Annotated in this window: 24 protein-coding genes; 17 read left to right on the top strand and 7 right to left on the bottom strand. The window is 72.2% G+C overall.

What is annotated here, in order from left to right; all coding sequences use genetic code 11:
- Positions 1 to 171: 171 nt before the first annotated feature.
- Positions 172 to 459: a muconolactone Delta-isomerase gene (locus tag L6E10_RS29005; protein WP_236223277.1), complete on the bottom strand. Its 288-nt coding sequence runs from the start codon at positions 457 to 459 to the stop codon at positions 172 to 174.
- Between the two features lie 390 nt (positions 460 to 849).
- On the opposite strand from L6E10_RS29005, the gene L6E10_RS29000 reads away from it, so the two are divergent.
- Genes L6E10_RS29000 through L6E10_RS28990 form a run of 3 tightly spaced genes read left to right on the top strand, consistent with a single transcriptional unit; the run spans position 850 to position 2959 of the window.
- Complete coding sequence (locus L6E10_RS29000) at positions 850 to 1284, top strand: XRE family transcriptional regulator (protein WP_236223275.1); 435 nt, start codon at positions 850 to 852, stop codon at positions 1282 to 1284.
- Positions 1281 to 1790, top strand: coding sequence for a hypothetical protein (locus L6E10_RS28995; protein ID WP_236223273.1), 510 nt, complete (start codon positions 1281 to 1283; stop codon positions 1788 to 1790). Before L6E10_RS29000 ends, L6E10_RS28995 begins: the two co-directional genes overlap by 4 nt.
- Before the next feature lie 17 nt (positions 1791 to 1807).
- Positions 1808 to 2959 carry an MAB_1171c family putative transporter gene (locus L6E10_RS28990; protein ID WP_236223271.1) on the top strand — a complete coding sequence of 384 codons (1152 nt, stop codon included), beginning with the start codon at positions 1808 to 1810 and terminating at the stop codon, positions 2957 to 2959.
- On the opposite strand, the gene L6E10_RS28985 is transcribed toward L6E10_RS28990, so the two are convergent.
- On the bottom strand, positions 2946 to 3452 hold the full coding sequence (locus tag L6E10_RS28985; RefSeq protein WP_236223269.1) for a DinB family protein: 507 nt from the start codon (positions 3450 to 3452) through the stop codon (positions 2946 to 2948). The genes L6E10_RS28990 and L6E10_RS28985 overlap by 14 nt on opposite strands.
- A 125-nt stretch (positions 3453 to 3577) precedes the next feature.
- Here L6E10_RS28985 and L6E10_RS28980 point away from each other — a divergent pair, with 125 nt between their 5' ends.
- From L6E10_RS28980 to L6E10_RS28955, 6 genes are all read left to right on the top strand, one after another.
- Entirely contained in the window at positions 3578 to 4444 is an 867-nt protein-coding gene (locus tag L6E10_RS28980) for an RNA polymerase sigma-70 factor (RefSeq protein WP_236223267.1), read from the top strand.
- A 78-nt stretch (positions 4445 to 4522) separates the two neighbouring features.
- Positions 4523 to 5269, top strand: a complete 747-nt coding sequence (locus L6E10_RS28975; protein ID WP_236223266.1) for an SDR family oxidoreductase — start codon at positions 4523 to 4525, stop codon at positions 5267 to 5269.
- Between the two features lie 146 nt (positions 5270 to 5415).
- Positions 5416 to 6375, top strand: a complete 960-nt coding sequence (locus L6E10_RS28970; protein WP_236223264.1) for a hypothetical protein — start codon at positions 5416 to 5418, stop codon at positions 6373 to 6375.
- A gap of 284 nt (positions 6376 to 6659) precedes the next feature.
- A complete protein-coding gene (locus L6E10_RS28965) occupies positions 6660 to 7628 on the top strand; it encodes an NAD(P)-dependent alcohol dehydrogenase (RefSeq protein WP_236223262.1) in 969 nt (322 codons plus the stop codon).
- Positions 7629 to 7684: 56 nt separating this feature from the next.
- Entirely contained in the window at positions 7685 to 9115 is a 1431-nt protein-coding gene (locus L6E10_RS28960) for a carboxylesterase/lipase family protein (RefSeq protein WP_236223261.1), read from the top strand.
- A gap of 53 nt (positions 9116 to 9168) precedes the next feature.
- Positions 9169 to 9615, top strand: coding sequence for a tetratricopeptide repeat protein (locus L6E10_RS28955; protein ID WP_236223259.1), 447 nt, complete (start codon positions 9169 to 9171; stop codon positions 9613 to 9615).
- A 41-nt stretch (positions 9616 to 9656) separates the two neighbouring features.
- On the opposite strand, the gene L6E10_RS28950 is transcribed toward L6E10_RS28955, so the two are convergent.
- Positions 9657 to 11276 carry an SDR family oxidoreductase gene (locus L6E10_RS28950; protein WP_236223257.1) on the bottom strand — a complete coding sequence of 540 codons (1620 nt, stop codon included), beginning with the start codon at positions 11274 to 11276 and terminating at the stop codon, positions 9657 to 9659.
- A gap of 355 nt (positions 11277 to 11631) precedes the next feature.
- Here L6E10_RS28950 and L6E10_RS28945 point away from each other — a divergent pair, with 355 nt between their 5' ends.
- On the top strand, positions 11632 to 12243 hold the full coding sequence (locus tag L6E10_RS28945; RefSeq protein WP_236223255.1) for a TetR/AcrR family transcriptional regulator: 612 nt from the start codon (positions 11632 to 11634) through the stop codon (positions 12241 to 12243).
- A 6-nt stretch (positions 12244 to 12249) separates the two neighbouring features.
- On the opposite strand, the gene L6E10_RS28940 is transcribed toward L6E10_RS28945, so the two are convergent.
- The 3 genes from L6E10_RS28940 to L6E10_RS28930 all read right to left on the bottom strand — a co-directional run bounded on the left by L6E10_RS28940 (position 12250) and on the right by L6E10_RS28930 (position 16224).
- A complete protein-coding gene (locus tag L6E10_RS28940) occupies positions 12250 to 13188 on the bottom strand; it encodes a class I SAM-dependent methyltransferase (RefSeq protein WP_236223253.1) in 939 nt (312 codons plus the stop codon).
- A gap of 141 nt (positions 13189 to 13329) precedes the next feature.
- Positions 13330 to 14178 carry a GDSL-type esterase/lipase family protein gene (locus L6E10_RS28935; protein WP_236223251.1) on the bottom strand — a complete coding sequence of 283 codons (849 nt, stop codon included), beginning with the start codon at positions 14176 to 14178 and terminating at the stop codon, positions 13330 to 13332.
- A gap of 264 nt (positions 14179 to 14442) precedes the next feature.
- Entirely contained in the window at positions 14443 to 16224 is a 1782-nt protein-coding gene (locus L6E10_RS28930) for an FAD-binding dehydrogenase (RefSeq protein WP_236223250.1), read from the bottom strand.
- Between the two features lie 161 nt (positions 16225 to 16385).
- Between L6E10_RS28930 and L6E10_RS28925 the strand changes: the two genes are divergently transcribed.
- Entirely contained in the window at positions 16386 to 17516 is a 1131-nt protein-coding gene (locus L6E10_RS28925) for a CdaR family transcriptional regulator (RefSeq protein WP_236223248.1), read from the top strand.
- A gap of 4 nt (positions 17517 to 17520) precedes the next feature.
- Here the strand turns inward: L6E10_RS28925 and L6E10_RS28920 are convergent, their stop codons facing one another.
- The gene (locus L6E10_RS28920) at positions 17521 to 17931 is read right to left on the bottom strand and encodes a ribonuclease domain-containing protein (RefSeq protein WP_236223246.1); all 411 of its coding nucleotides are present in this window, start codon (positions 17929 to 17931) and stop codon (positions 17521 to 17523) included.
- A gap of 209 nt (positions 17932 to 18140) precedes the next feature.
- Between L6E10_RS28920 and L6E10_RS28915 the strand changes: the two genes are divergently transcribed.
- The 6 genes from L6E10_RS28915 to L6E10_RS28890 all read left to right on the top strand — a co-directional run bounded on the left by L6E10_RS28915 (position 18141) and on the right by L6E10_RS28890 (position 22897).
- Entirely contained in the window at positions 18141 to 18944 is an 804-nt protein-coding gene (locus tag L6E10_RS28915) for a cellulose binding domain-containing protein (protein ID WP_236223244.1), read from the top strand.
- Positions 18945 to 19039: 95 nt separating this feature from the next.
- Positions 19040 to 19777 (top strand): protocatechuate 3,4-dioxygenase subunit beta, encoded by a 738-nt coding sequence (gene pcaH, locus L6E10_RS28910; RefSeq protein ID WP_374237570.1) that lies wholly within the window; start codon positions 19040 to 19042, stop codon positions 19775 to 19777.
- Positions 19770 to 20264 carry a protocatechuate 3,4-dioxygenase subunit alpha gene (locus L6E10_RS28905; RefSeq protein WP_236223242.1) on the top strand — a complete coding sequence of 165 codons (495 nt, stop codon included), beginning with the start codon at positions 19770 to 19772 and terminating at the stop codon, positions 20262 to 20264. The genes pcaH and L6E10_RS28905 overlap by 8 nt, the downstream gene beginning before the upstream one ends.
- A complete protein-coding gene (locus L6E10_RS28900) occupies positions 20261 to 21364 on the top strand; it encodes a lyase family protein (RefSeq protein ID WP_236223240.1) in 1104 nt (367 codons plus the stop codon). The genes L6E10_RS28905 and L6E10_RS28900 overlap by 4 nt, the downstream gene beginning before the upstream one ends.
- Positions 21365 to 21371: 7 nt before the next feature.
- Positions 21372 to 21731 carry a 4-carboxymuconolactone decarboxylase gene (pcaC, locus tag L6E10_RS28895; RefSeq protein WP_308102901.1) on the top strand — a complete coding sequence of 120 codons (360 nt, stop codon included), beginning with the start codon at positions 21372 to 21374 and terminating at the stop codon, positions 21729 to 21731.
- Positions 21728 to 22897 (top strand): 4-hydroxybenzoate 3-monooxygenase, encoded by a 1170-nt coding sequence (locus tag L6E10_RS28890; protein WP_308102900.1) that lies wholly within the window; start codon positions 21728 to 21730, stop codon positions 22895 to 22897. Before pcaC ends, L6E10_RS28890 begins: the two co-directional genes overlap by 4 nt.
- Positions 22898 to 22920 lie beyond the last annotated feature (23 nt).

Below are 22920 nucleotides of genomic sequence, written 5' to 3'. Positions count from 1 at the left end.
GTCAGGATCTCCTCGAACCCCGGCTCGCCGGGCTTCGGGCGGTCCTCGCAGTTGTAGATGAGGAACATGTAGTGCATGCCGTGTCCTCCAGTCGTCGCTCCGAGGACGAACGAGGTCCCGGGAAGTCGACATTCGAGCACGCGGTGTTCCCCACGGCACGCCGGGCAGCGGTCAGGGCTGGGCGTCGAGGTCGGAAGGATGCGTCGCGAGCGGGGTCACCTCGACCCGCATGAACTCCCACAGCGGTAACGACGACAGCAACGCGTGCAGCTCGTCGTGGGTGGGCACGTCGAAGATGCCGATGTCGCCGTACTGGCCGACCACGCGCCAGAGGTGGAGCCACACGCCCATCTTCTGCAGCTCCAGCGCGCGGTCCTTCTCGGCGCGCACCAGCTCGGCGCGGCGGTTCGGGTCCAGGTCGTGGGGCAGGGAGACGTCCATCCGCACGTGGAAGAGCACGATCACCTCCGGGTCTGGCCGCCGTCGTGGCGGCGATGCGGGTCGGCGGCCCTCTCGCACGGGCGGCGCCGTGATCAGGAATACCCGCCACGACCTCGATCGAAGCGACGGACGGCGGGGTGTGCGCTGCGCAGCCGTGCGGTTCCACCGCGCAGTCGGCACCGGTGGGGAGGTCGGAGAAGTCGCTGACCCATGACGCCCGGCGCCGCGGCCGGGCGCTGACGGGCCGGTGGAGGGTGGACGCCAGGGAACGTCCGCCCTCCACACCCCCAGTTTCGGCGCCGTTGACGCCTGCTCATGATCATAAATCTGAGTTGACGCCACTCTCGCACGCGCCGGAAAGTCCGGTCAAGCGGATGCCGTGTGATCGCGGTCAACTAGGATGGGCGGGTGGTAGCCCAGGGGGAGCAGCCCGGCTCGCTGGCCGGGCGGCTGGATCGGCTGTTCAAGGCGGTGCGCCCGGCGGGTCAGCGCGAGTACACCTACGAAGAGGTGGCCGCCGCCATCCGCGAGGCTGGCATCTCGATCTCGCACACCTACGTCTGGCAGCTGCGCAAGGGCCTGCGCGACAACCCGACCAAACGCCACCTCGAAGGTCTCGCGCACTTCTTCGGAGTGCCGACGTCGTACTTCCTCGACGACGACACCAGCGGCATCGAGGACCAGCTGGAGCTGCTGGTCGCGCTGCGCGACAGCGATGTGCGTTCACTGGCGTTGCGCGCGAACGGACTCTCGCCGGCGAGCATCAAGGCCGTGCTCGGGATGATCCAGCACGCCCGCTCGATCGAGGGCCTGCCGCCCGCCGGGGACGACGACGAGCCGTGACGGGGTGGGGCCGGCTGCGCAGGCGGGCCCGGGAGCGGCTCGCCGGGTTCGAGGTGCCCAGGCCGTTCTCGATCGAGGCCCTGCGCGCACACGTCGCCGCGAGTCGCGGGCGTGAGCTCCACCTGCACCCGCTTCCCTGCACGGGCGCGGCGGACCTGCCGTGCGGGCTGTGGGTGTCGACGGCCGCGGCCGACCACGTCTTCCACGCGCGCGGCGCGTCCGCGCTGCACCAGCAGAACATCATCCTGCACGAGATCGGGCACATGCTCTGCGACCACACGCTCGCCCACGACGACAGCGGGCTCACCGCGCTGCTCGGTGACCTCGACCCGGCCGTCGTGCGGCGCGTGCTGCTGCGCACCCGTTACTCCACGCCCGAGGAGCAGGAGGCCGAGATGGTCGCCGCGCTCATCCGCGAGCAGGCGGGCTGGGGTGCCGCGCCGGTCCGCCCGGACGGGGCACTGGGCGTGATCAACGACGTGTTCGGCCCATCGGGAGACGGCTAGTGCTCAGGTTTCCGTCCGTGGAGCTGCCCGCTCCGGTGTTCGCCGTGCTGGTGGTCGTCTGGGGCTTCGTCGTCTTCCGGCTGCGCACGATCAGCCGGTCCCCGCAGGACCGGGTGGTGGCGCTCGCGTTCCTGTGCTTCGCCGTGTCCGCCACGACCGTCGTGCGCGAGCTGCGGTACGCGATCGACCAGGTCACCGGCGTGCCGGACCTCGCGATCATGATCGGGCACCTCGCTGCGCTCGCGGGCGTCGCGTCCGTGCTGCGGTTCGGGTTGATGGTGACGGGCAGGCGCACCCGGCTGGTCACGGCGGGCCTGTGCGTCCTCGCCGGCGCCGCCGTGGTGATGACCGCGATGTTCCTGGTCGTGCCGCGGTCCCTGGAGGAACCGGACTTCGCCTACTGGCACCCGACGCACCCGGCGACGATCGTCTACCACCTGACGAACATCGCCGTCACGAGCGCGGGCATGGTCGCCGGAGCGGTGCTGCTGTTCCCGCTGTGGCGCCGCGAGGCCCGCGGACCTCTGCGGGTGGCGTTGTTCCTGCTGTGGCTGGCCTGCCTGGCGAACCTCGCCTACTCGGGCCTGCGGTGCTGGTACGTGGTGGCGTACGGCTTCGGGTTCGTGCCGCGCGGCACCCGGTACGTGACGTACGGGCAGATCACGGAGCTGACGCTGTTCCTGGGGATCCTGCTCGCCGTCACGGCCGGGCTGGTCCAAGTGGGCCTGAACGTCGCGCGCTGGGTGCGGCGGCTGCGCGGGTACCGCCGGCTGGGTCCGTTGTGGACGGAGCTGGTCGAGGCGGTGCCGTCGGTGGTGCTCGGGGCACCACCGCGCTGGTTCGCCGGGTCGCTGGAGCTGCGGCTGTACCGGCGGACCGTGGAGATCCGCGACGCCCAGCTGGAGCTGTCCGGCCGGGTCTCGCCGGACACGCGGGCCTTCGCCGGCGTGGAGCTGGAGGAGGCGGGCGTCGTCGAACCGCTGGCACTGGACGCGTGCGTGCTGCGGATCGGCCTGCTGTCACCGCCGGCGCTGCACCCGGCGGAGACCTCCGCGTGGTCGGCGGCGTCCGATGTGGACGCCGAGGTGGCCGATCTGCTGGCGCTGCAACGGCATCTGCACGATCCGGCCGTCGTGGCGGCGGCGCGGCGCAGCCTCACGCACCGGTGACGCCGTCGATCCCCTCGCGCAGGAAGTCCGCGTGGCCGTTGTGCCGCGCGTACTCGTGGCACAGGTGGTTCATCACGAGCCGCAACGACACCTCCTCGCCCCACCGCGGCTGGTAGCCCGTCACGTCGAGCGACTCGGCCTCGCGTTCGACGCGGCGCGAGTGCTCGACCTCGGCCTGCCACGCGGCGAACGCCTCGGACCTCGTCGACCCCGAGGCGTCGTAGGCCACCTGGTAGTCGCCCTCGTCCGACCACACCAGCGGGACGTCCTCGCCGTTGATGACCTTGCGGAACCACGTCCGCTCGACCTCGGCCATGTGGCGGACCAGCCCGAGCAGCGTGAGCGTGGACGGCGGCATGGAGCGGCGGCGCAGGTCGTCGTCGGACAGGCCGTCGCACTTCATCGCGAGAGTGGCGCGGTGGAAGTCGAGGAACCCGCGCAGGGTCTCGCGTTCGCCCGCCTGGAGCGGAGGACTGGGACGTTCGGTGGTCATCGAGCCAGTCTGCGCACGAAAGGGGTCACGCGCATCCGCATTCGGCGCATGCCGTCCGTGCGGGGCGCCACAGCACACCCCTCGCCGAACGGCGCTAACGTTGCCGCGGAGAGAGGGGCGTGCTGATGTCGCAGCAGCTGGACCGGGCCGAGTCGGCGTTCGCGGCGGCGAGGCCCAGGCTGTTCGGCATCGCGTACCGCATGACCGGCAGTGTGGCCGACGCCGAGGACCTGGTGCAGGAGGTGTGGCTGCGCTGGCAGCTCGCCGACCGCGCGGCCGTGCGCAACCCCGAGGCGTACCTGGCCACCGCCATCACCCGGCTCGCGATCAACGAGTCGCAGACCGCGCGGGCCCGCCGCGAGACCTACGTCGGCCCGTGGCTGCCCGAGCCGGTGGACACCTCGGCGGACCCGCAGATCGGGGCCGAGCGGGGCGCGGTGCTGGAGCTCGCGGTGCTGATGCTGCTGGAGAAGCTCACCCCGACCGAACGCGCCGCGTACGTGCTGCGCGAGGCGTTCGACTACCCGTACGGGGAGATCGCCGAGATCGTGCGGACCAGCGAGGCCGCCGCGCGGCAGCTGGTCAGCCGGGCGCGCAAGCACCTCGCGGCCGGGCGGCGCGCACCCGTCGACCGGGCGGACCAGCGCAGGCTGCTGGAGGCGTTCGTCGCCGCCGCGCAGGCCGGTGACCTGGCGGCGCTCGAGGAGCTGTTCGCGAAGGACGTCGTGAGCTACTCCGACAGCAACGGCGCCATCAGGGCGGCCGGGCGCCCGCTGGTCGGCGCCGCCTCGCTGGCCAAGATCGTGTCGGGCTGGGCGCCGTCGTTCTGGGCGGGCGCGGAGGCGTCGTTCGTCGAGGTGAACGGCCTCGCCGCGATCCGGCTGCGCAACGAGGGCGGCACCTACGCCGTGATCACCGTGACGGCCTCGCCGGAAGGCATCGACCAGGTGCTGTGGCTGGTCAACCCCGAGAAGCTGAAGGCGTTCCGGTAGGTCTGTCACAACCGCGGGGGCTGTCCTGTCTCAGCTCGTGAACACCCGCACGGGGCGGGCTCGCGAGAGGGACGGACCATGAGGATCGTAGTCATCGGCGGCACGGGCTTGATCGGCAGCCAGGTCGTGAAGAGGCTCGCCGAGCACGGCCACGACGCCGTGCCCGCGTCTCCGAACAGCGGCGTGAACACGCTCACCGGAGAGGGCGTCGAGGAGGTGCTGAAGGGCGCCGACGTGCTGGTCGACGTGTCGAACTCGCCGTCGTTCGCCGACGACGACGTCATGAACTTTTTCACCACCGCCACGACCAACCTCACCCAGGCCGCCACCGAGGCGGGGGTGGGCCACTACGTCGCGCTGTCGATCGTCGGCGCGGACGAACTGCCCGAGTCCGGCTACCTGCGCGCGAAGGTGGCGCAGGAGGAGCTGGTCCGCGAGTCGGGACTCACGTTCTCGATCATCCGCGCCACCCAGTTCTTCGAGTTCGCGGGCGCCATCGCGAACTCCGCCGAGGTCGACGGCGCCGTGCACCTCCCGCACGGCGGCGTGCAGCCGGTCGCGGCCTCCGACGTCGCCGCGGTGGTGGCCAGGACCGCCGCCACCGAGCCGGTCGCCGGCGTGCTGGAGATCGGCGGGCCGGAGGAGTTCACAATGGACGGTTGGATCCGCACCGTGCTGACGCACCGCGGTGACGAGCGCGAGGTCGTGGGTGACCCGCGGGCCGAGTACTTCGGGACGTCGCTGACGGGCAGGCAGCTGGTTCCGGGCGAGGGTGCGCAACTGCAGCCGACCAGCCTGGCGGAGTGGCTGGCCGCCGGGAACTGAGCCTCGTGCGAAGGGCGCGGCTCCTGGCCGCGCCCGGGACTTCGTCCACATCGGACTCGTTGCGGAACACGGGTGAAAGGCCTGGTTCCGACGATCTCCCCGCTGGTAGGGTCGACTCCGTTGGCTCACAGATCTGGGGGGATGAGATGAGTCGTGTTCTCGGCATTGCGCTGTCCACAGCGTTGTTCGTGTCAGTCGCGTCGGCACCGGCACACGCGACCACCACTGTGGCGGCGCTCGACAGGCTTCCCGGTGCCACGGCGCACCAGGCGGAGGCGGTCAACGACGCGGGCGTCGCGGTCGGCACCGCGACGGTCGGCGGTCAGATCCGCGCGGTGAGGTGGGAGGCGGACGGCGGGATCAGGGACCTCGGCGGTCCCGCGGGCGCGCCGGACATCAGGGCGAAGGCGGTCAACAGCGCCGGCGTCGTCGCCGGCCAGGTGGGGACCAAGGCCGCGCTGCGGTTCGACTTCGACGGGACGCACACGGTCCTGAGCACACCTCCCGACCGTCGCACCACCGTCACCGGGATCGACGACACCGGCGCGGTCTACGGCTACTACATCGACTCGGTGGAGCTGACCGAGTGGGTCGCGGTCCGCTGGGACGTCCACGGCGTCCCGACGCCGTTGGCGGTGCCGGCGGGCACCCGCTTCAGCCAGGTGAACTCCGTGTCGCCCAACGGTTTCGCGACCGGCTGGATCGACGACGGAACGACCAGGGCGGTTCGCTGGAACCCCGACGGGTCGTACACCCTTCTCGATTCGCCGTGGGGCCGTTCGTCCAAGGGGACCGGGGTGAACCGGCACGGCGACGTCGTCGGGGAGTCGGAGGGGCGCTCGGTGCGCTGGAACAGCAACGGCTCCACCACCGAGTTCAGCGGCAACGGCCGCGCGGCGTGGATCGACGACAGCGGCTCCGCCGTCAGCACGGTGAACTTCAAGCCCTACCGGTGGAATGCCGCCGGTGAGCGAACCGCCCTGCCGTTGCCCGCGGACACCTACATCGGCAGGGTGACGGCGGTCAACGGCAGCGGTGTCGCCGTCGGCTCCGCCGGGGACGCGGACGAGATCGCCGGGACCGCGGTCAGGTGGACCGCGGGCTGAGCCGGGTGGCTGGAACTTCGCGTCGCGCAACCGCCGGCGCGAAGTCACCCCGACCTCGCCGACGAGACCTGGCCCGAGTGGTACGCCGAGTACCTGGTGAAGGAGCAGACGGGCGTGCAGCCCCGCGGGGCGCGGGGCTACAGCGCAGCGGGGAACGTCGACGAGGTCGGTCGTTCCCCGCGCTCCCGTGTCCGGGGAGGAGATCCGGGCTCGCCGTAGGGGTCGTCCCCGATGTGGCGGGGACCCTTGGCCGCCTACCTTTCTGTGCAAGCGAGGGAGGCCGCATGAAGGCGATCGTCCAGGACAGGTACGGCTCCGCGGACGTGTTGGAGCTCAGGGAGGTCGAACGGCCGGTGCCCGGCGACGGCGAGGTCCTGGTGCGGGTGCGGGCGTCGTCGGTGAACGCCGCCGACTGGCACATCATGCGCGGGGACCCGTACTTCGCCCGGCTGTTCCTCGGGCTGAAAGCGCCGAAGACGCGCATCCGGGGGAGGGACTTCGCGGGGGTGGTCGCGGAGGTCGGGCCCGGTGTCAGCGGGATGCTGCAGGTGGGGGACGAGGTGTTCGGCGAGGTCGAGGGCTCCTTCGCCGAGTACGTCCGCGTGCCGGCGCACCTGGTGGAGCACAAGCCGTCGAACCTGACGTTCGAGCAGGCGGCGACGCTGCCGTTGGCGGGCAACACCGCGTGGACGGGCCTGCGCGACGTGCGGGCCGGGCAGAAGGTGCTGATCAACGGCGCGTCGGGTGGCGTGGGGCTGATGGCGGTGCAGATCGCCAAGGCGCGCCAGGCGGTCGTGACCGGCGTGTGCAGCACGCGCAACGTCGAGCAGGTGCGGTCGGTCGGGGCCGACCACGTCGTCGACTACCGGACCACCGACTTCACCCGCACCGGCGAGCGCTACGACGTCGTCTTCGACCTGGTGGGGAACCGGTCGATGCGCGAGTTGCGGGGGCTGCTCGCGCCGGACGGCACGCTGGTGCTCTCGGGCGGGGGCAGCTTCACCGGCGGGGTGTTGTTCGGGCCGTACCGGCTCATCATCGGGGGCAAGCTGCTCGGCTCGTTCACCCGGCAGCGGCTCGTGGTGCTGGAGGCCAAGCCCGGCAAGGAGAACCTCGCGGCGCTGCGGGACCTCGCCGAGTCGGGACGGCTCGTGCCGGTGATCGAGCGGATCTACCCGCTCACCGACGCCCCGGACGCGATTCGGCACGTCGAGTCGGAGCACGCGCGGGCCAAGGTCGTCGTGACGGCCTGATCGGCCCGGCGACAATTCCCTCGCTTCCACGGGGGTGCCGGGGCCATGATCCGCGCATGGTCGAAGCGCGGGTGGACGCCGGAACTGTTCGTGGTGCGGTCGAAGCGGGCACGGCGGTGTTCCGCGGCATCCCGTTCGCGACGCTGCCGGTGCGGTTCGGCGCACCGGCACCGGTCGAGGCGTGGGGCGGTGTGCGGGACGCGCTCGCGTTCGGTCCGCCGCCACCGCAGCCCCCGGTCTTCGGCATGGACGAGCTCGGCGGCAGCGGCGACGACTGGCTCACGGTGAACGTGTGGTCGCCGGACGTCACGGCCTCGTTGCCGGTCATGGTGTGGATCCAGGGCGGTGCCTACCTCTTCGGCACGTCCGGTCTGCCCGAGTACGACGGTGCGCGGCTCGCGTCCGGCGGCGTCGTGGTGGTGACGTTCAACTACCGCGTCGGCATCGAGGGTTTCGCGCAGTTGGAGGGCGCCCCGCCGAACCGCGGCCTGCTGGACCAGGTGGCGGCGCTGGAGTGGGTGCGCGCGAACGTCCGCGCGTTCGGCGGCGACCCGGACCGCGTGACGGTCTTCGGGCAGTCGGCCGGCGGCGGATCGGTCGCCGCGCTGCTCGCGATGCCCCGCGCGCGAGGCCTGTTCCACCGGGCGGTCGCGAGCAGCGTGCCGGGCACGTTCTTCACGCCGGAACTGGCTTTCGACATCGCCGGGGTGTGCGCCGCCGAACTGGGCCTGCGTCCCACCGCAGCGGATCTGTCCACTGTGGAGCCGGAGCTGCTGCCGGCCGTGTGCGACGAGGTCATGTCCAAGATGGACCGGTTCACCGGGCGGTGGGGGCAGGCCGCCCACAAGATGATCCCGTTCGCCCCGGTGGTCGACGGCGACGTCCTGCCGGTGACGCCGTGGGAGGCGCTGGCGTCGGGAACGGCGCGCGAGGTGGAGCTGGTCGTCGGTCACACCCGGCACGAGCAGAGGTTGCTCTCCGCCGTGCTGGGGCTGCTCGGCGAGGTGACCCCAGAGCAGGCATCCGTTGCGGCGCGGGTGTTCGCGCCCGGCCTGACGTACCCGGACCTCACCCCGGGGGAGCTGTTCGAGGAGGTCTGCTCGGACTGGCTGTTCCGGATGCCGACGCTGCACCTGGCGCAGGCCGCGATCGCCGGTGGCGGCCGTGCCCACGTCTACGAGCTGACCTGGGAACCGCCGGGCGGGCTCGGCGCGTGCCACGGGCTGGACGTGCCGATGGTGTTCGGCACCCCCGGGCTCGGGCAGACCGCGGCGATCGTCGGTGAGGTCACCGGCGAGGTCCTCGCTCTGTCGGACCGCATGCGGTCCGCGTGGACGGCGTTCGCGCGCACCGGCGACCCGGGCTGGCCGGCCTACGGCGCCGACCGGCTCACGCGGGTGTTCGACGTGCGGGACGAGGTGCGCGCCTACCCGGAGGAGGTCTCGCGGCGGATCTGGCGGCACCACACCTTCCGCGCGCTGCGGTGAGGGAATACCTGCCGGTGCGCGGCGTTGTACGCGTCCGGAAGGGAGGTTCTGCGATGGGGAACGAATTCGCGGTGCACGACAGCACGGGTTACGACTTCAACGCGTACCACCGCAACGGTGAGGTGGCGGCGGATCGCTGGGTGACGGCGACGCGCCTGTTCGACGCGGACCACGTCGAGACGCCGGCCGAGAAGTGGGAGCGCGCACAGCTGCTGTTCGAGGCGCGCGACTACATCGGGGCCGCGCGGCTGCTCGCGTCGGTCGCCGGGGAGGTGCCGTTCCAGACGGACCTCCACCTGCTGCTGGCCCGCGCCTACTACCACTCGGCGCAGCTGGGCAAGGCCGAGGCGACGCTGCGCGTGGTCGTGGACCGCGACCCGGTCGAGCACTACGCCCACCTGCTGCTCGGGCGGACGCTGGAGCGGCAGGGACGGCCGGAGGAGGCCGCGCCCTGGCTGCGGCTCGCGGCCGCGTTCGGCGGGGAGCCGGTCGAGGTCTGACCTGGCGGTGTGGCTCGGCGACGTGCCGGGCCACACCACGACTACCCGAGGTCGAGCTTGGCGAACGCCCGCAACAGCCCCGGCGCCACCCGGCCGGCGATCCGGGCGGCCTTCGCCTCGACCGTCACCGGCACCACCGGGCGGTTGCGCCGCACCGCCCGCACGATCTCGGCGGCCACGCCCTCGGGACCGAAGCCGCGCCGGGCGTAGAGCCGGGACGCGCGGTCCTGCGCGCGGCGTTCCTCCTCGGCGCTGACGCCGGAGAACGTCGTGGTGGCGGTGATGTTCGTGTTCACCACGCCGGGGCAGATCGCGCTGACGCCGATGGCGTGCGGGGCGAGCTCGGCGCGCAGGCAGTCCGAGAGCATGAACACCGCGGCCTTGCTCGTGGCGTACGCGGAGAGGTTCTTCGACGGCAGGTAGGCCGCCGCCGAGGACAGGTTCACGACGTGGCCGCCCTCTCCGCGTTCCACCATCAGCTCGCCGAACGCCCGGCAGCCGTGCACGACGCCCCAGAGGTTGACGTCCAGCACCCGCCGCCACTGCTCCGCGGACGTCGACAGGAACGACCCGGAGTGGCCGATGCCGGCGTTGTTCACGACGACGTCCGGCACGCCGTGCTCGTCCGCGACCTGCCGCGCCCACGCCCGCACGGCCTCTTCGGAGCGGACGTCGACCTCGTAGGCGTGGCCGTCGACCATGCCCGCGGTCTCCTCCGCCGCGGCGAAGTCCACATCGGACACGACCACGCGGGCGCCCGTGGCCGCGAACGCCACGGCCGTCGCCCGGCCGATTCCGCTGCCACCGCCGGTGATCACGACCAGCCGCCGCGGGGGAGCGGTGTCCTCGACGAACTCGGAGATCATGCGAGCGAGCTGGTCCGGGTGGGTGAGCGGTGCCCAGTGCCCGGCCGCGATCCTGCGCCGCCGCAGGGACGGCACCCAGCGTTCGAGGTCGAGCGGCTCGGTGCGGATGTAGCGGTCGCGGGTCGGCTGGACCACCTGCACCGGCATCGGTGCGCGGCGCTGCCGGGGTGAGCGCATCACGGGGCGGATGTTCGCGCGGTACAACGAGAGCCCGTTCACCGCGTCCGAGGCGATGGTCGGGGCGGGCTCGGTGCGGACGCCCTCCCGCCGCCGCAGCACGTCTCCCCAGCGGCGCGCGAGGTACAGGCGCCAGAACAGCGGCGCGAGCACCGGCACGTGGAACGCGCCGATGTACCAGGACCGGAGGAACTGCCTCACGTGGGCGAGCGACAGGGCTTTGCGCGACCAGTGGCCCATGTGGTCGAGGCACGGCCCGGAGATCGAGGTGAACGTCGCGATCCGCGCGCCGGGGGTGGTGACGGCCTCCCACGACTGGATCGAGCCCCAGTCGTGCCCGACCAGGTGCACCGGTTCGCCGGGGCTGACCGCGTCGATCACGGCGAACAGGTCCGCGGCCAGCCGTCCGAGCCGGTATCCGTCCTGGGTGGACGGTGCGGTCGAGGCCCCCGCGCCGCGCACGTCGTAGGTGACGACGCGGAAGTCCCGCTCCAGCACGGCGGCGACGCGGTCCCAGACGGCGTGGGTGTCCGGATACCCGTGCACCAGCACCACCGTCGGCCCGGACGTGCCGCGCACCTGCACGGCGAGGTCGACTTCCCCGGAACGCACCTTCACGGTTCCTCCATCACGAGCCGGTCACCGGTGGGCCTGTCCACGTCGCACGTGCCGCGGAACCCCTGGCGGAGCCGGCCGGTCGGCGGGCACGTCGAGGGATACCCCGCTGCGGCGCTGTTCGTTCGTGAACGGGTGCCGTCCACGAACGAGGCGGGCTGAGGCGCACGCCGGTGCGAGGAGAGCCCGGGCGCACCTGGTCGAGCATCGACGCCGGTCGGCAGCAGCGCACAACGCCATCGGGGCCGAGCCCGAGAGGCCCGAGGATTCGCCGGAACACGTGCACCACCTCCCCTGCCCCGAATTGCTACGCACCCGTAGCTTTGTGAAAGCTACGCCACCGTAGCAATATGCTCCCGTGAGCACAACGCGCCGGAAGTACGCCCGCCGCCTGCCGCCGGGGGAGCGCCGCGAGCAGTTGCTGGACGCCGCCCTGCGCCTGATCCCGGAGGGCTTCGGCACCGTCACGATGGAGGCGGTCGCGAAGGAGGCGCAGGTCACCAAGCCCGTGCTCTACGACCTGTTCGCGAACAGGGGAGAGCTCATCAGCGCACTGCTGGAGCGCGAGGCGGGCAGGGCGACGGACCAGGTCCTCGCCGCCCTGCCCACGGACTTCGCCACGCGCTCGCCGGACGACGCCTTCGCCGACGCCGTCCGCGCCTTCGTCCACGCGGTCGTGGAGGCGCCCGACCGGTGGCGTCTCGTGCTGCTGCCACCCGAGGGCACGCCGGCGGAGTTCCGCGCCCAGGTCGAACTGGTGCGCGCGGGGGTCGTCGCCCAGGTCGAGGACCTCGCCGCCCTGGGCATCGAGGAGCTCGGCGGCCTGGACGACCTCGACTCGGCCCTGCTCGGGCACGCGATGCTGGCGCTCGCGGAGATGTCCGGGCGGCTCGTGCTGACCGACCCGGACAGGTTCACACCGGACCGGCTGGTGGCCTTCGTGACCCGGATCGCGCACGGACTCCGTTGAGCGCCGTCAGCGCACCCGTGCGTGCGTGAGCAGCGCGAGCCCGGTCGGGTCGTGCGTCACCGACACGTCGCACCTCGGCAGCAGCGCGCGCACGGCCTGCTCGTCGCGCTCGATCACCTGCCAGTCCATCAGGTACTCCAGCGGCCACCGGAACTCGTTGCCGGGAACCGTGCCGGCGAAGTAGACCGTGCTGCCGGGCCGGGTCAGCTTGGTCAGCACGGCCTCGGTCAGCCGCACGGCCGCGCGGTCGTTGAGGTAGCCGTACAGGCCGTTGGCGAGCACGAGGTCGTACGGTCCCTGCTCGGCGAGCTTGGGGATCGCGCGGAAGATGTTGCCGGGAACCGCGGTCGTGAACTCGTTGAGCGGGCCGAGCCGCTGCTGCGCCAGCTCCAGCGCGTCCGGGTCGACGTCGGTGAGCACGAACCGGTCGCCGGGCCGCACGATGCCGGGCGGGAGGGTGCGCAGGTCGGGCGCGGCACCGGAGTCGATCACCAGGATCGTCCGCGGGCCGGAGCGCGGCGCGCTGAGGCAGTCGCCGATGAGCCGGGCCTGGTGCACCACCCGGTTGCGCAGTTGCTGGGCCAGCGCCGAGCGCTGCAGCTGGGCCTCGACGTGCCAGCCGAGCGTGCCCGGCGCGCCGCCGTTGGCCTGGGCCAAGACGTGCTCGACGAGCCGGAAGTCGCTCGGGTAGCCGCGCGCCCACTCGTTCTCGTCGCGCATGAACGGCGAGCGCGCACACGCCGACTTCGCGGGCTGGACGATCGCGGCGACGTCCTCCTCGGGCACGCCCGCGAGGACGGTGGCGCCGATCTGGTCGCCCAGCGCGCGGAAACGGCCGCCGACCAGGCCGTTGGCGGCGGGATCGGTGAGGTCGAACTCCTTCTCACTGCGCAGGAAGCCGTCCACGGTGTCGCTGAGGCGGTGCAGGACATCGGTGCTGTGCATCGTCACTTCCTCGCTGCGGCAACGGTTCCGAAGCCTGTCAGCTGCGGCGGCCGCACGACAGGGTCTTTCGGGTAGTACGGGCAAGATCCTGCACCGGTTCGGGTGAAGATCACCAACTGGACGCGCCGGACCTGCGCGTCCTCATCGGCTCGCGGCCGTGACGGCCTCAGCGATGGCCTGGTGGCCCGCGGGCGTCGGGTGCACGTCGGTGCGGTCGCAGAAGTAGGTGAGCGAGCACACCCTGGCGACGGAGCCCGGGATCCGGCCGTACTTCGGGTCCGGGGTCAGCTCGGTCAGCGCGCCGTAACCGCCGGTCGCGGTCGTGACGTCGGCGAACCGGGCCCCGAACTTCCCGTACTGGGCCGCGATCCGGGAGTTGAAGTCCTGGAACATCGTGACCGACAGCCGGGCGAGGTTCTTGCCGTTGGGGAACGACGGGTTCACCCACGCGCCGAGGAAGACGTCCGGGTAGGTCAGGCCGACGATCTTCACGTCCGGCGCGGCCACCCGCAGCTCGGTGAGCACGCCGGCGACGTTGGTCTGGATGCCGGCGACGGTCCTGGTCGCGCACTCGACGGGGTCCTGGACGATCGCGCACGGCGTCAGGTCGTTGCCGCCGATCACGATGGTGACGAGGTCGACGTCCCCGCCCTTCAGCGTCTCGGTCGCGGCGTCGAGCTGGGTCTTGCCGCCGGCGTCCGGCCCGCAGGCCGTCCTGGTGGCGAGGTCGGCGGACGTGGCGCCGTCGCAGGCCAGGTTGACGAGCCGCAGCCCGGCCGTGTCGGCGACGATCTGGGCGAAGCTCGTGTTCTTGCCTCCCGGCGCGAAGCCGGTGGCGTAGGAGTCGCCGATCGAGAGGTGGATCTTCTTCTCCTGCGCGGGCGCCGGCGCGCTGCCGTCCGGCGCCGGCGGGGAAGCGGGCGGTGACGGGGTCGAGGTGCACGCCGCCAGCGCTGCCAGCAACGCCACGACCAGGGCGAACCTCGGCACAACCGCTCCTTCGCATCGGAAGCTGATGTGTCGAGGTTACGAGATCGCCCGTGAGGGTCGTGTCAGCGGAGGCCCCGCAGCCGGACGAGCGCGGTCAGTGGCCATGCGGCGACGGTGGAGGCGAACACCCGAAGCAGGGTGCCCCTGGTCGTGGCGGGCGTGCGCCGCGACAGCCGGATCACGTCCGCCGCGGCCACCAGGCCGCGGGTGGTGCGGGGCCTGCGGCCGGCAGGGGAGGGCCGCAGACCCCGGAGAACCCGCGCGTCAGGCGCTTTCCGCGGCGGCTGCCCTGCCCGCGACCCGCCCGGAGAACAGGCAGCCGCCGAGGAACGTGCCCTCGAGCGCCCGGTACCCGTGCACGCCACCGCCGCCGAACCCGGACACCTCGCCCGCCGCGTAGAGGCCGGGGATCGGCTGCGCGTTCGCGCCGAGGACGCGTCCCCGCAGGTCGGTCTGCAGGCCGCCCAGCGTCTTGCGGGTCAGGATGTTCATCCTGATCGCGATCAGCGGGCCGGCGGCGGGGTCGAGGACCTTGTGCAACGAGGCCGTGCGGGCGAGGCTGTCGCCGCTGTAGGCCAGTGAGTTGCGGATCCCCATCACCTGGAGGTCCTTGGTGAACGGGTTGTCGACCTGCTGGTCGCGCGCGACGATCTGGCGTCGCAGCTCGTCGAGGTCGACGAGGTTCTGCCCGGTCAGCGCGTTCATGCCGGCCACCAGGTCCGGGAGGTTGTTCCTGATGACGAAGTCGACGCCCTTGTCCATGAACGCCTTCACGGGCGGCGGCGTGCTGGTCAGCAGCCGCATCGCGAGGTAGGCGACCAGGTTCTTGGCGGTGATCTCCGGGTTCTGCTCGGAGCCGGAGAGGACGAACTCCTTGTCGATGATCTTCTTGTTGAGGATGAACCACGAGTAGTCGTAGCCCGACCTGCCGATCAGCTCCAGCGTCCCGAGCGTGTCGAGCGACGGAATGCCCGGGTTCGCGAACCTGCGGCCCCGCGCGTCGAACCACAGCGACGACGGCGCGGCCAGCACGCGGATGCCGTGATCGGGCCAGATCGGCGTGTGGTTGATCATCCCCTCGGTGTAGTGCCACATGCGGTCGCGGTTGACCAGCCGCGCGCCCGCGAGCTCCGCGATCGCGAGCATGCGGCCGTCGACGTGCGCGGGAACACCGGTGACGAGCCGCTGCGGGGCCGGGCCGAGGCGGGCGGGCCAGTTGCGGCGCACCAGGTCCTTGTTGCCGCCGATGCCGCCGGAGGTCACCACGACCATCGGCGCGTGCAGCTCGAAGTCGTCGACCTTGGTGCGCGAGCTGGGCTTGCCGCGCTGGGCGGTGCTGGGCTCGAGGACGCTGCCGCGCACGCCGGTCACAGCGCCGTTGGTGACGATGAGCCCGTCGACCTGGTGGCGGAACCGGAAGGTGACCTTGCCGTCGCGGACCGCGTCGCGCACCTTCTTCTCGAACGGCTCCAGCACGCCGGGGCCGGTGCCGAGCGTCATGTGGAAGCGCGGCACCGAGTTGCCGGGGCCGTCGGCGAACTGGCCGCCGCGCTCGGCCCAGCCGACGATCGGCACCCAGCGCACGCCGAGGCCGTGGAGCCATTCGCGCTTCTCCCCGGCGGCGAAGTCCAGGTAGGCCTCCGCCCACTTCGCGGCCCAGTGGTCCTCGCCGCGGGGGTCGTTCACGCCGCGGTCGAACCCGGCGGTGTTGAACCAGTCGGCGCGGGCCAGCTCCAGGGAGTCCCTGATGCCGGCGGTCCGCTGCTCGGGGGAGTTGACGAAGAAGAGACCGCCGAGCGACCAGAACGCCTGCCCGCCCAGGCCGGCCTCGGGTTCCTGGTCGAGCAGCAGGACCCTGCGGCCCGCCGCGGCCAGCTCGGACGTGGCGACGAGCCCGGCCAGGCCGTGCCCGATGACGATGACGTCCGCGTCGACCCGCGGCGCCGCCCCGGCGACGGCCTGTCCCAGCGTCCCGCTCGTGGCGATCGCGCCGATCGCCCCGCCGGCGGCCAGGAGGGTGCGACGGCTGATGTTCCGGTCCGACATCCCAGGGCCTTCCTCGTTGAAGGGTGGTGCCAACGCGAATTACTCTCGCGTAAAGCAATTAACCAGCAACCGGAGAGCCGGGGATAGGGTCCCGCCACCAAACGGCGACGGCCGTGTTGTGGCCGTCGCACAACCTGCGCCGCGGAGGTGTCGTGCCGGGGATGTCCGAGATGGTCCGGCAGGTCCTCGAAGCCGTCGCCGCCGACGACGAGGTGGTCGAGCGGGTCGTCGGCGCGGCGCGCGGCCACTCGCCGGAGGTCGCCCGGCTGCCCGCGGAGGAGAACCGCCGGCACATCGCGTTCCTGCTGGCCGAGGGCATCGCGCACCTCGAGCGGGGCGGGACGCCCGACGACGGCGACTTCTCCGCCGCCCTGGCGCTGGGAGCCGACCGCGCCGCCCAGGGCGTGTCGATGGCGGGACTGCTGCGCGGCGTGCACGCCGGCCGGACCGAGCTGATCAGGGCCGCGGTGGAGCTGGCACGGTCGCTCGGCGTCGACGACGGCACGGTCCTGGACTTCATGATCGACCTCGACCAGTACGTCGGCGCGGTCGAACGGCACGTCGTGAGCGGCTACCACACCGCCGAGCTCCAGCTCTCCCGCACCGCCCGCGACCTGAACGCCCAGGTGCTGCGGCGGCTGCTGGTCTCCGGTGAGCTCCCCGACGCGTCCGAGCTCGCGCGTGCCGGTCTGCGGCCCGACGGCCGGTACCACTGCGTCGTCTCCGGGGTGACCGACCCGAGCCACGCGCGGGTGCTCGAACAGCGGCTGCACGCGTCCGGCGGCGTGTACGGGCTGGTGGAGGGAAGACTGGTGGGACTCGCGCCCGTGCCGCCGACGTGGTCGGACGACCTGCTCGTGGTGTCGCCGGCGACCGCGCTGAAGTCGTTGCGGGGCATGTACTCGATGTGCGCGCAGGCGCTGGTGGCCGCGGGTGCGTCGCTGGGGGTGCGGCGCCTGGTCGACCTCGCCGCCGAGACCGCTCTCGCCGCGTTCCCGGCACTGGCGGAGACCCTGGCGGACTCGGTGCTCGGCCGGCTCGACCCGAAGAGCACGTTCCACCACGAGATCGTGGCGACGGCGTTGTGCTACCTGGACAACGGCAGCCGGCTCAGCGCGACGGCCGCGGCGTTGCACATCCACGCGAACACCGTGCGGTACCGGCTGGACCGGCTCGTGGAACTGACGGACGCCGACCTCGGCGAGAACCCCGACGCGGGGCGCTCGCACGTGCTGACGACGCTGCACACCTGGTGGGCGCTGCGGTCGTGGATCGACCGCAGCGCCAGGTGATCTTCTAAAGGCGGTAGAAGTTCGCGTAGTGGTCGGGCGAGAAGTACACGTAGCCCGTCGTGCGGTCGACGACGATCCGGTACGCGTCACGGGACGCGTTGCAGGCGCGCGGGTAGACGTCGAACTCCTGGTAGCTGTGGCCGGACGGCAGCTGCCCCTCGCGGTTCTGGAACGTGCCGCCGGCGAAGTTGCACTGGCCGTTCGGCCAGCTGTACCAGCCGCGCGAGCCGGGGTAGCCCTTCGACCTCCACGTCGAGTCGGCCGAGCTTGCGGCGGAACAGCGCGTCTGCGTGCAGGAGGTGTAGACGGCGGCGTCGGCGGTGGGGGCGACCACCGTTGTCACGGCGAACACGGACGCGACGACGGTGAGGGCGGCGAGCAGTCGACGTGTCCAGTGCGGTTGCAGGGTGTGCACTTCAGACCTCCATCGGCGGGAACGAGGAACGTCGTGATCATTTCGGTCGAGCACCACGAGCCGGTGAACGGCGGGGAACCATCCGGGCAACTGTGGCCGCTCCGCGCCCGCACGTCCCGCGTCGTCCGGCCGCGACGACTCCGAAAGCCAGCGTTGATCAACTCCGAACAGCCGATTGCGGATGCTGCCTCCGGCGATAGATTCGTCCAATGGCAGCACGGAAGCACATGGTGGTGCTGTTGACCTTGCTCGTGGCCGGGTGCACGGCCGAGCACAGCGGCGCGCCCCGTCCCGCACCGCGAGCCCCTTCCTCCTCTGTGGAGCAGCAGCCGTCCACAAAGGTGCGCACCGTCGTGGACGCCCGCACCGTCGAGCTGGCCGACGGCACGCGGGCGCGCGTCTCCCTGCTGGCGGAACCACCGTCGTGCGCCGCCGACGCCGCTCTGGACTTCGCCACGAAGGCGTTGCTGGACAAAGAGGTCCGCGTCAGCAGCATCACGCCGGGCGAGGTGTCGCTGGCGCTGCCCGACGGCACGGACTACGCGACGCTGGCCGTGCAGTACGGCTTCCTGCGCACCACCGGCGTCGACGGCGGCCCGCTGTTCGAGGCGGAGACCAAGGCCTCGCAGGCGAAGCTCGGCCTGTGGGCGCAGGACTGCTCCGCCTCGACGCCGTCGCCACCGCCTCCCGCGCCGGCCTGCGTGGTGGTCTACCGGGTCACCGGCGAGTGGAGCGGCGCGTTCCAGGCCGAGGTGACCGTCCGCAACGTCAGCGGCGCGCTGGTCAACGGCTGGTCGCTGGGCTGGAGGTTCACCGACGGCCAGACCGTGTCGCAGGCGTGGAACGCCACCGTGTCCCAGCCGTCCGGGGACGTGAAGGTGACCGACGCGGGCTACAACGCGCTGATCGTCGTGGACGGCTCGGTCTCGTTCGGCTTCAACGGCACGGTGTCAGGGTCGAATTCCGCGCCCGGCTCGTTCACCATGAACGGAGCGCCCTGCGCGGCGGGCTAGCTCGAGTTCCAACTGGGTCCAATCGAGGAGCACCTTTCCGTTCAGCGGAAGCGTGCTGTCGACTCCGGCGCGGTCCGTCCCTAGGGTTGCACCGCGTGACGACCAGCCAGCACGAGATCAGCGACGAGATCGCGAAGATCCAGGCCGACTCACCGGAGGGTGCGCCGCTGCTGGACTTCCCGCCCTACCGCAGCACCCTGCTGCGCCACCCGACCAAAGAACCCCGCCACGTCGACCCCGAGGGCGCGGAGCTGCTGGCGCCGGTCTTCGGCCACTCCGACGTCGCCCCGGTCGAGGCCGACCTGACCGTGCAGCGCGGCGGCGAGCCCATCGGTGAACGCATCCGCGTGCACGGCCGCGTGCTCGACGGCGACGGCCGCCCGGTGCGCGGTCAGCTCGTCGAGATCTGGCAGGCCAACGCCGCCGGCCGGTACTCCCACCAGGGCGACCAGCACCCGGCGCCGCTCGACCCCCACTTCACCGGCGTCGGCCGCTGCCTCACCGACGACGACGGCCGGTACTCGTTCACGTCGATCAAGCCCGGCCCTTACCCGTGGCGCAACCACCACAACGCCTGGCGGCCCGCGCACATCCACTTCTCGTTGTTCGGCACCGACTTCACGCAGCGGCTGATCACGCAGATGTACTTCCCCGGCGACCAGCTGCTGGCGCTCGACCCCATCGCGCAGTCGATCACCGACCCCGCGGCGCTGAACCGGCTCATCGCGGCGTACGACCACTCGCGGTCGGAGCACGAGTGGCTGCTCGGCTACCGCTGGGACATCGTGTTGACCGGGAGCCACGCCACCTACCTGGAGCCGTCCGATGACTGAGGCGACACCGGGCCAGACCATCGGCCCGTTCTTCCACCACGCGCTCGCCTTCCCCGGCGACTGCGAGCTCGTGCCGTTCGGCTCGGCCGGCTCCGTGGTGCTGCACGGCTACGTCCGCGACGGCGCCGGTGACCCGGTGCCGGACGCGATGATCGAGATCCGGCAGTCCGACGCCGCCGGTGTCGTGCCGCGCGCGGGCGGGTCCTTGCGGCGCGCCGGAGCCGAGTTCACGGGGTGGGGCCGCTGCTGCACCGACGCCGCCGGGCGCTACTGGTTCAGCACCGTCGAACCCGGCCTGCCGTTCTTCGCGGTCACGATCTTCGCGCGTGGACTGCTCGACCGGCTGTTCACGCGCATCTACCTGCCCGGTGCCGCCGACGCCGTGGACGGGCTCGTGGCCGAGCGCGAGGCGGACGGGCGGCTGCGGTTCGACCTGCACCTCCAGGGACCGTCCGAGACGGTCTTCCTGACCTACCCGCGGACGTGATCGTGCTGCCCGGCTCCCACCGCGCCGCCGGCCTCGTCGACGACACCGCCCTCGTCCGGGCGATGCTCCGGGTCGAGGTCGCCTGGGCGCGCGTGCTCGGCAACCCGATCTCGGTGGACGGCTGGGTCCCGGCGCTCGACCCGGTCGAGGTCGAGGCCGCGGGCAACCCGGTGCTACCCCTGGTGACGGCCCTGCGCGCCAGGGTTCCCGGTCCCGTCCACACCGGACTGACGAGTCAGGACGTCCTCGACTCGGCGTTCATGCTGCTGGCGCGCGAGGCGGTGGAACGGGCCTCTGCCGACCTCGCACGGATCGCCGGCGCGCTGGCCCGGCTGGCCGGGGAGCACCGGTCCAGCGTGATGGCGGGCCGGACGCTGACGCAGCACGCCGTGCCGATCACGTTCGGGCTCAAGGCCGCGCGGTGGCTGGTGGGCGTGCTGGACGCGGCCGGCGAGCTGGAGGCCGTACCGCTGCCGGTGCAGTGCGGGGGCGCCGCCGGGACGTTGTCGCGGGCGGACGACCCGATCGCGTCCGCCACGGCGTTCGCGGGGCACCTCGGCCTGGTGTGGCCCGGCATGCCCTGGCACACCTACCGCGCGCCGGTCACCCGCCTCGGCGACGCGCTGGTGCGGACCTGCGACGCGCTCGGTGTGGTGGCCGCGGACCTGCTGACGCTCGGACGGCCGGAGATCGGCGAGGTGAGCGAGGGCGCCGTGGCCGGGCGCGGCGGGTCGTCGACCATGCCGCACAAGCGCAACCCGGTGCTGTCGGTGCTGGTGAACAGCGCGGCCCTGCAGGCTCCTGGCCTGGGTGCGCGGCTGCACCTGTGCGCGGCGCGGGCGGTCGACGAACGGCCGGACGGCGCCTGGCACGCGGAGTGGCCCGCGCTGCGGGCGTTGCTGGAGCTGGTGGTCGTGGCGGCCTCGCAGGCCGCCGAACTGGTCGAGGGCCTCGAGGTGCACGCGGACGTGATGGCGCGGCGTGCCAGGGAAGCCGCCGCGGACCTGCTGGCGGAGCGCGGCGGCGGCACGGATCCCGGCGCGTACCTCGGCGCGGCGGAGGCTTTCGTGGACGAGGCGCTGAAGCGGTGGAAGGGGTGAGGACGCGGTGTCGTACGACGACGGGATGAAGGTCCGGCGCGAGGTGCTCGGGGACGCGCACGTGGACAGGGCCGCGCCGGACGGGTTCACCGCCGACTTCCAGGACCTGATCACGCGGTACGCGTGGGGTGAGATCTGGACGCGGCCCGGCCTCGACCGGCGCACGCGCAGCGCGATCACGCTCACGGCGCTGATCGCCGGGGGGCACTGGGAAGAGTTCGGGCTGCACGTCGCCGCGGCGGTGCGCAACGGGTTGAGCCAGGACGAGATCGGCGAGGTGATCCTGCAGAGCGCCGTCTACTGCGGGGTGCCCGCCGCCAACCACGCGTTCTCCGTGGCGCGTCAGGTCTTGAAGGAGCGCTCGTGACGCGCACCCGGGTCGGGATCGTCGGCGGGGGACCCGCCGGCCTGATGCTGTCGCACCTGTTGTCCCTCGACGGGATCGACAGCGTCGTGGTCGACAACAGGACCAGGGCGGAGATCGAGAACACGGTTCGCGCGGGCATCCTGGAGGCCGGCAGCGCCCGGCTGCTCGTCGACACGGGCGTGTCCGACCGGGTGCTGCGCGACGGGCACCCGCACGAGGGCATCGACCTGAGGTTCGGCGGCGAGAGCCACCGCGTCGACTTCCGGGCGCTGGTGGGCGAGCCGGTCTGGCTGTACCCGCAGACCGACGTGTTCGTGGACCTCGCGAACGCCCGCGCCCGCGACGGCGGGGACGTGCGGTTCGGCGTCAGCGACACCTCGGTCGACCTCACCGGGCCCGCGATCCGCTTCACCGACAGCGAGGGCGTGCGCCAGGAGGTGCGCTGCGACCTGCTCGTCGGCGCCGACGGCTCCCGCTCGATCTGCCGCGCCGAGATCCCGGAAGCCGTGCGCACGCACAGCTTCCGCGAGTACCCGTTCGCCTGGTTCGGCATCATCACCGAGGCCCCGCGCAGCGCCGACGAGCTGGTCTACGCGCACTCGCCGCGCGGGTTCGCGCTGATCAGCCAGCGCACCGAGACCCACCAGCGCATGTACTTCCAGTGCGACCCGTCGGCCGACGTGGCGCAGTGGTCCGACGACCGGATCTGGGAGGAATTGCAGGCGCGCGTCGCCGGACCGGACGGGTTCACGCTGAAGGAAGGCCCGATCACCGAGAAGACGGTGCTGCGCTTCCGGTCGTTCGTCGCGGAACCCCTGCGGCACGACAGGTTGCTGCTCGCAGGCGACGCCGCGCACACCGTGCCGCCGACCGGTGCCAAGGGCCTGAACCTGGCGCTGCAGGACGTCCGCGTCCTCGCCGAGGTGGTCGAACGGGCGTTGCGCAAGGACGACCTCGACGCGCTGGACGAGTACGGCCCGCGCGCCCTCGGCCGGGTGTGGAAGGCGCAGCACTTCTCGTACTGGATGACGACGATGCTGCACGCGCTGCCCGCGGCCACCGAGTTCGACGCGCGCAGGCAGCTCGGCGAACTGGCGTCGGTGGTCGGTTCGGAGGCGGGGTCGAGGTTCCTGGCGGAGGGGTACACGGGCTGCTGGCCCGCTTGAGCGGGACCGGTGAGGCTGCCTTG

The organism is Lentzea sp. CC55 (assembly GCF_021056325.1).
In the GTDB taxonomy this organism is placed as follows: Bacteria; Actinomycetota; Actinomycetes; order Mycobacteriales; family Pseudonocardiaceae; genus Lentzea; species Lentzea jiangxiensis.
This window is presented reverse-complemented; position numbering and strand designations above follow the sequence as displayed.

Coding starts and splice junctions, on each gene's coding strand:
- L6E10_RS28985 (WP_236223269.1), bottom strand. CDS start 3,452: ATGACCACCGAACGTCCCAGTCCTCCGCTCCAGGCGGGCGAACGCGAG.
- L6E10_RS28980 (WP_236223267.1), top strand. CDS start 3,578: ATGTCGCAGCAGCTGGACCGGGCCGAGTCGGCGTTCGCGGCGGCGAGG.
- L6E10_RS28975 (WP_236223266.1), top strand. CDS start 4,523: ATGAGGATCGTAGTCATCGGCGGCACGGGCTTGATCGGCAGCCAGGTC.
- L6E10_RS28970 (WP_236223264.1), top strand. CDS start 5,416: ATGAGTCGTGTTCTCGGCATTGCGCTGTCCACAGCGTTGTTCGTGTCA.
- L6E10_RS28965 (WP_236223262.1), top strand. CDS start 6,660: ATGAAGGCGATCGTCCAGGACAGGTACGGCTCCGCGGACGTGTTGGAG.
- L6E10_RS28960 (WP_236223261.1), top strand. CDS start 7,685: ATGGTCGAAGCGCGGGTGGACGCCGGAACTGTTCGTGGTGCGGTCGAA.
- L6E10_RS28955 (WP_236223259.1), top strand. CDS start 9,169: ATGGGGAACGAATTCGCGGTGCACGACAGCACGGGTTACGACTTCAAC.
- L6E10_RS28940 (WP_236223253.1), bottom strand. CDS start 13,188: ATGCACAGCACCGATGTCCTGCACCGCCTCAGCGACACCGTGGACGGC.
- L6E10_RS28930 (WP_236223250.1), bottom strand. CDS start 16,224: ATGTCGGACCGGAACATCAGCCGTCGCACCCTCCTGGCCGCCGGCGGG.
- L6E10_RS28925 (WP_236223248.1), top strand. CDS start 16,386: ATGTCCGAGATGGTCCGGCAGGTCCTCGAAGCCGTCGCCGCCGACGAC.
- L6E10_RS28915 (WP_236223244.1), top strand. CDS start 18,141: ATGGCAGCACGGAAGCACATGGTGGTGCTGTTGACCTTGCTCGTGGCC.
- L6E10_RS28905 (WP_236223242.1), top strand. CDS start 19,770: ATGACTGAGGCGACACCGGGCCAGACCATCGGCCCGTTCTTCCACCAC.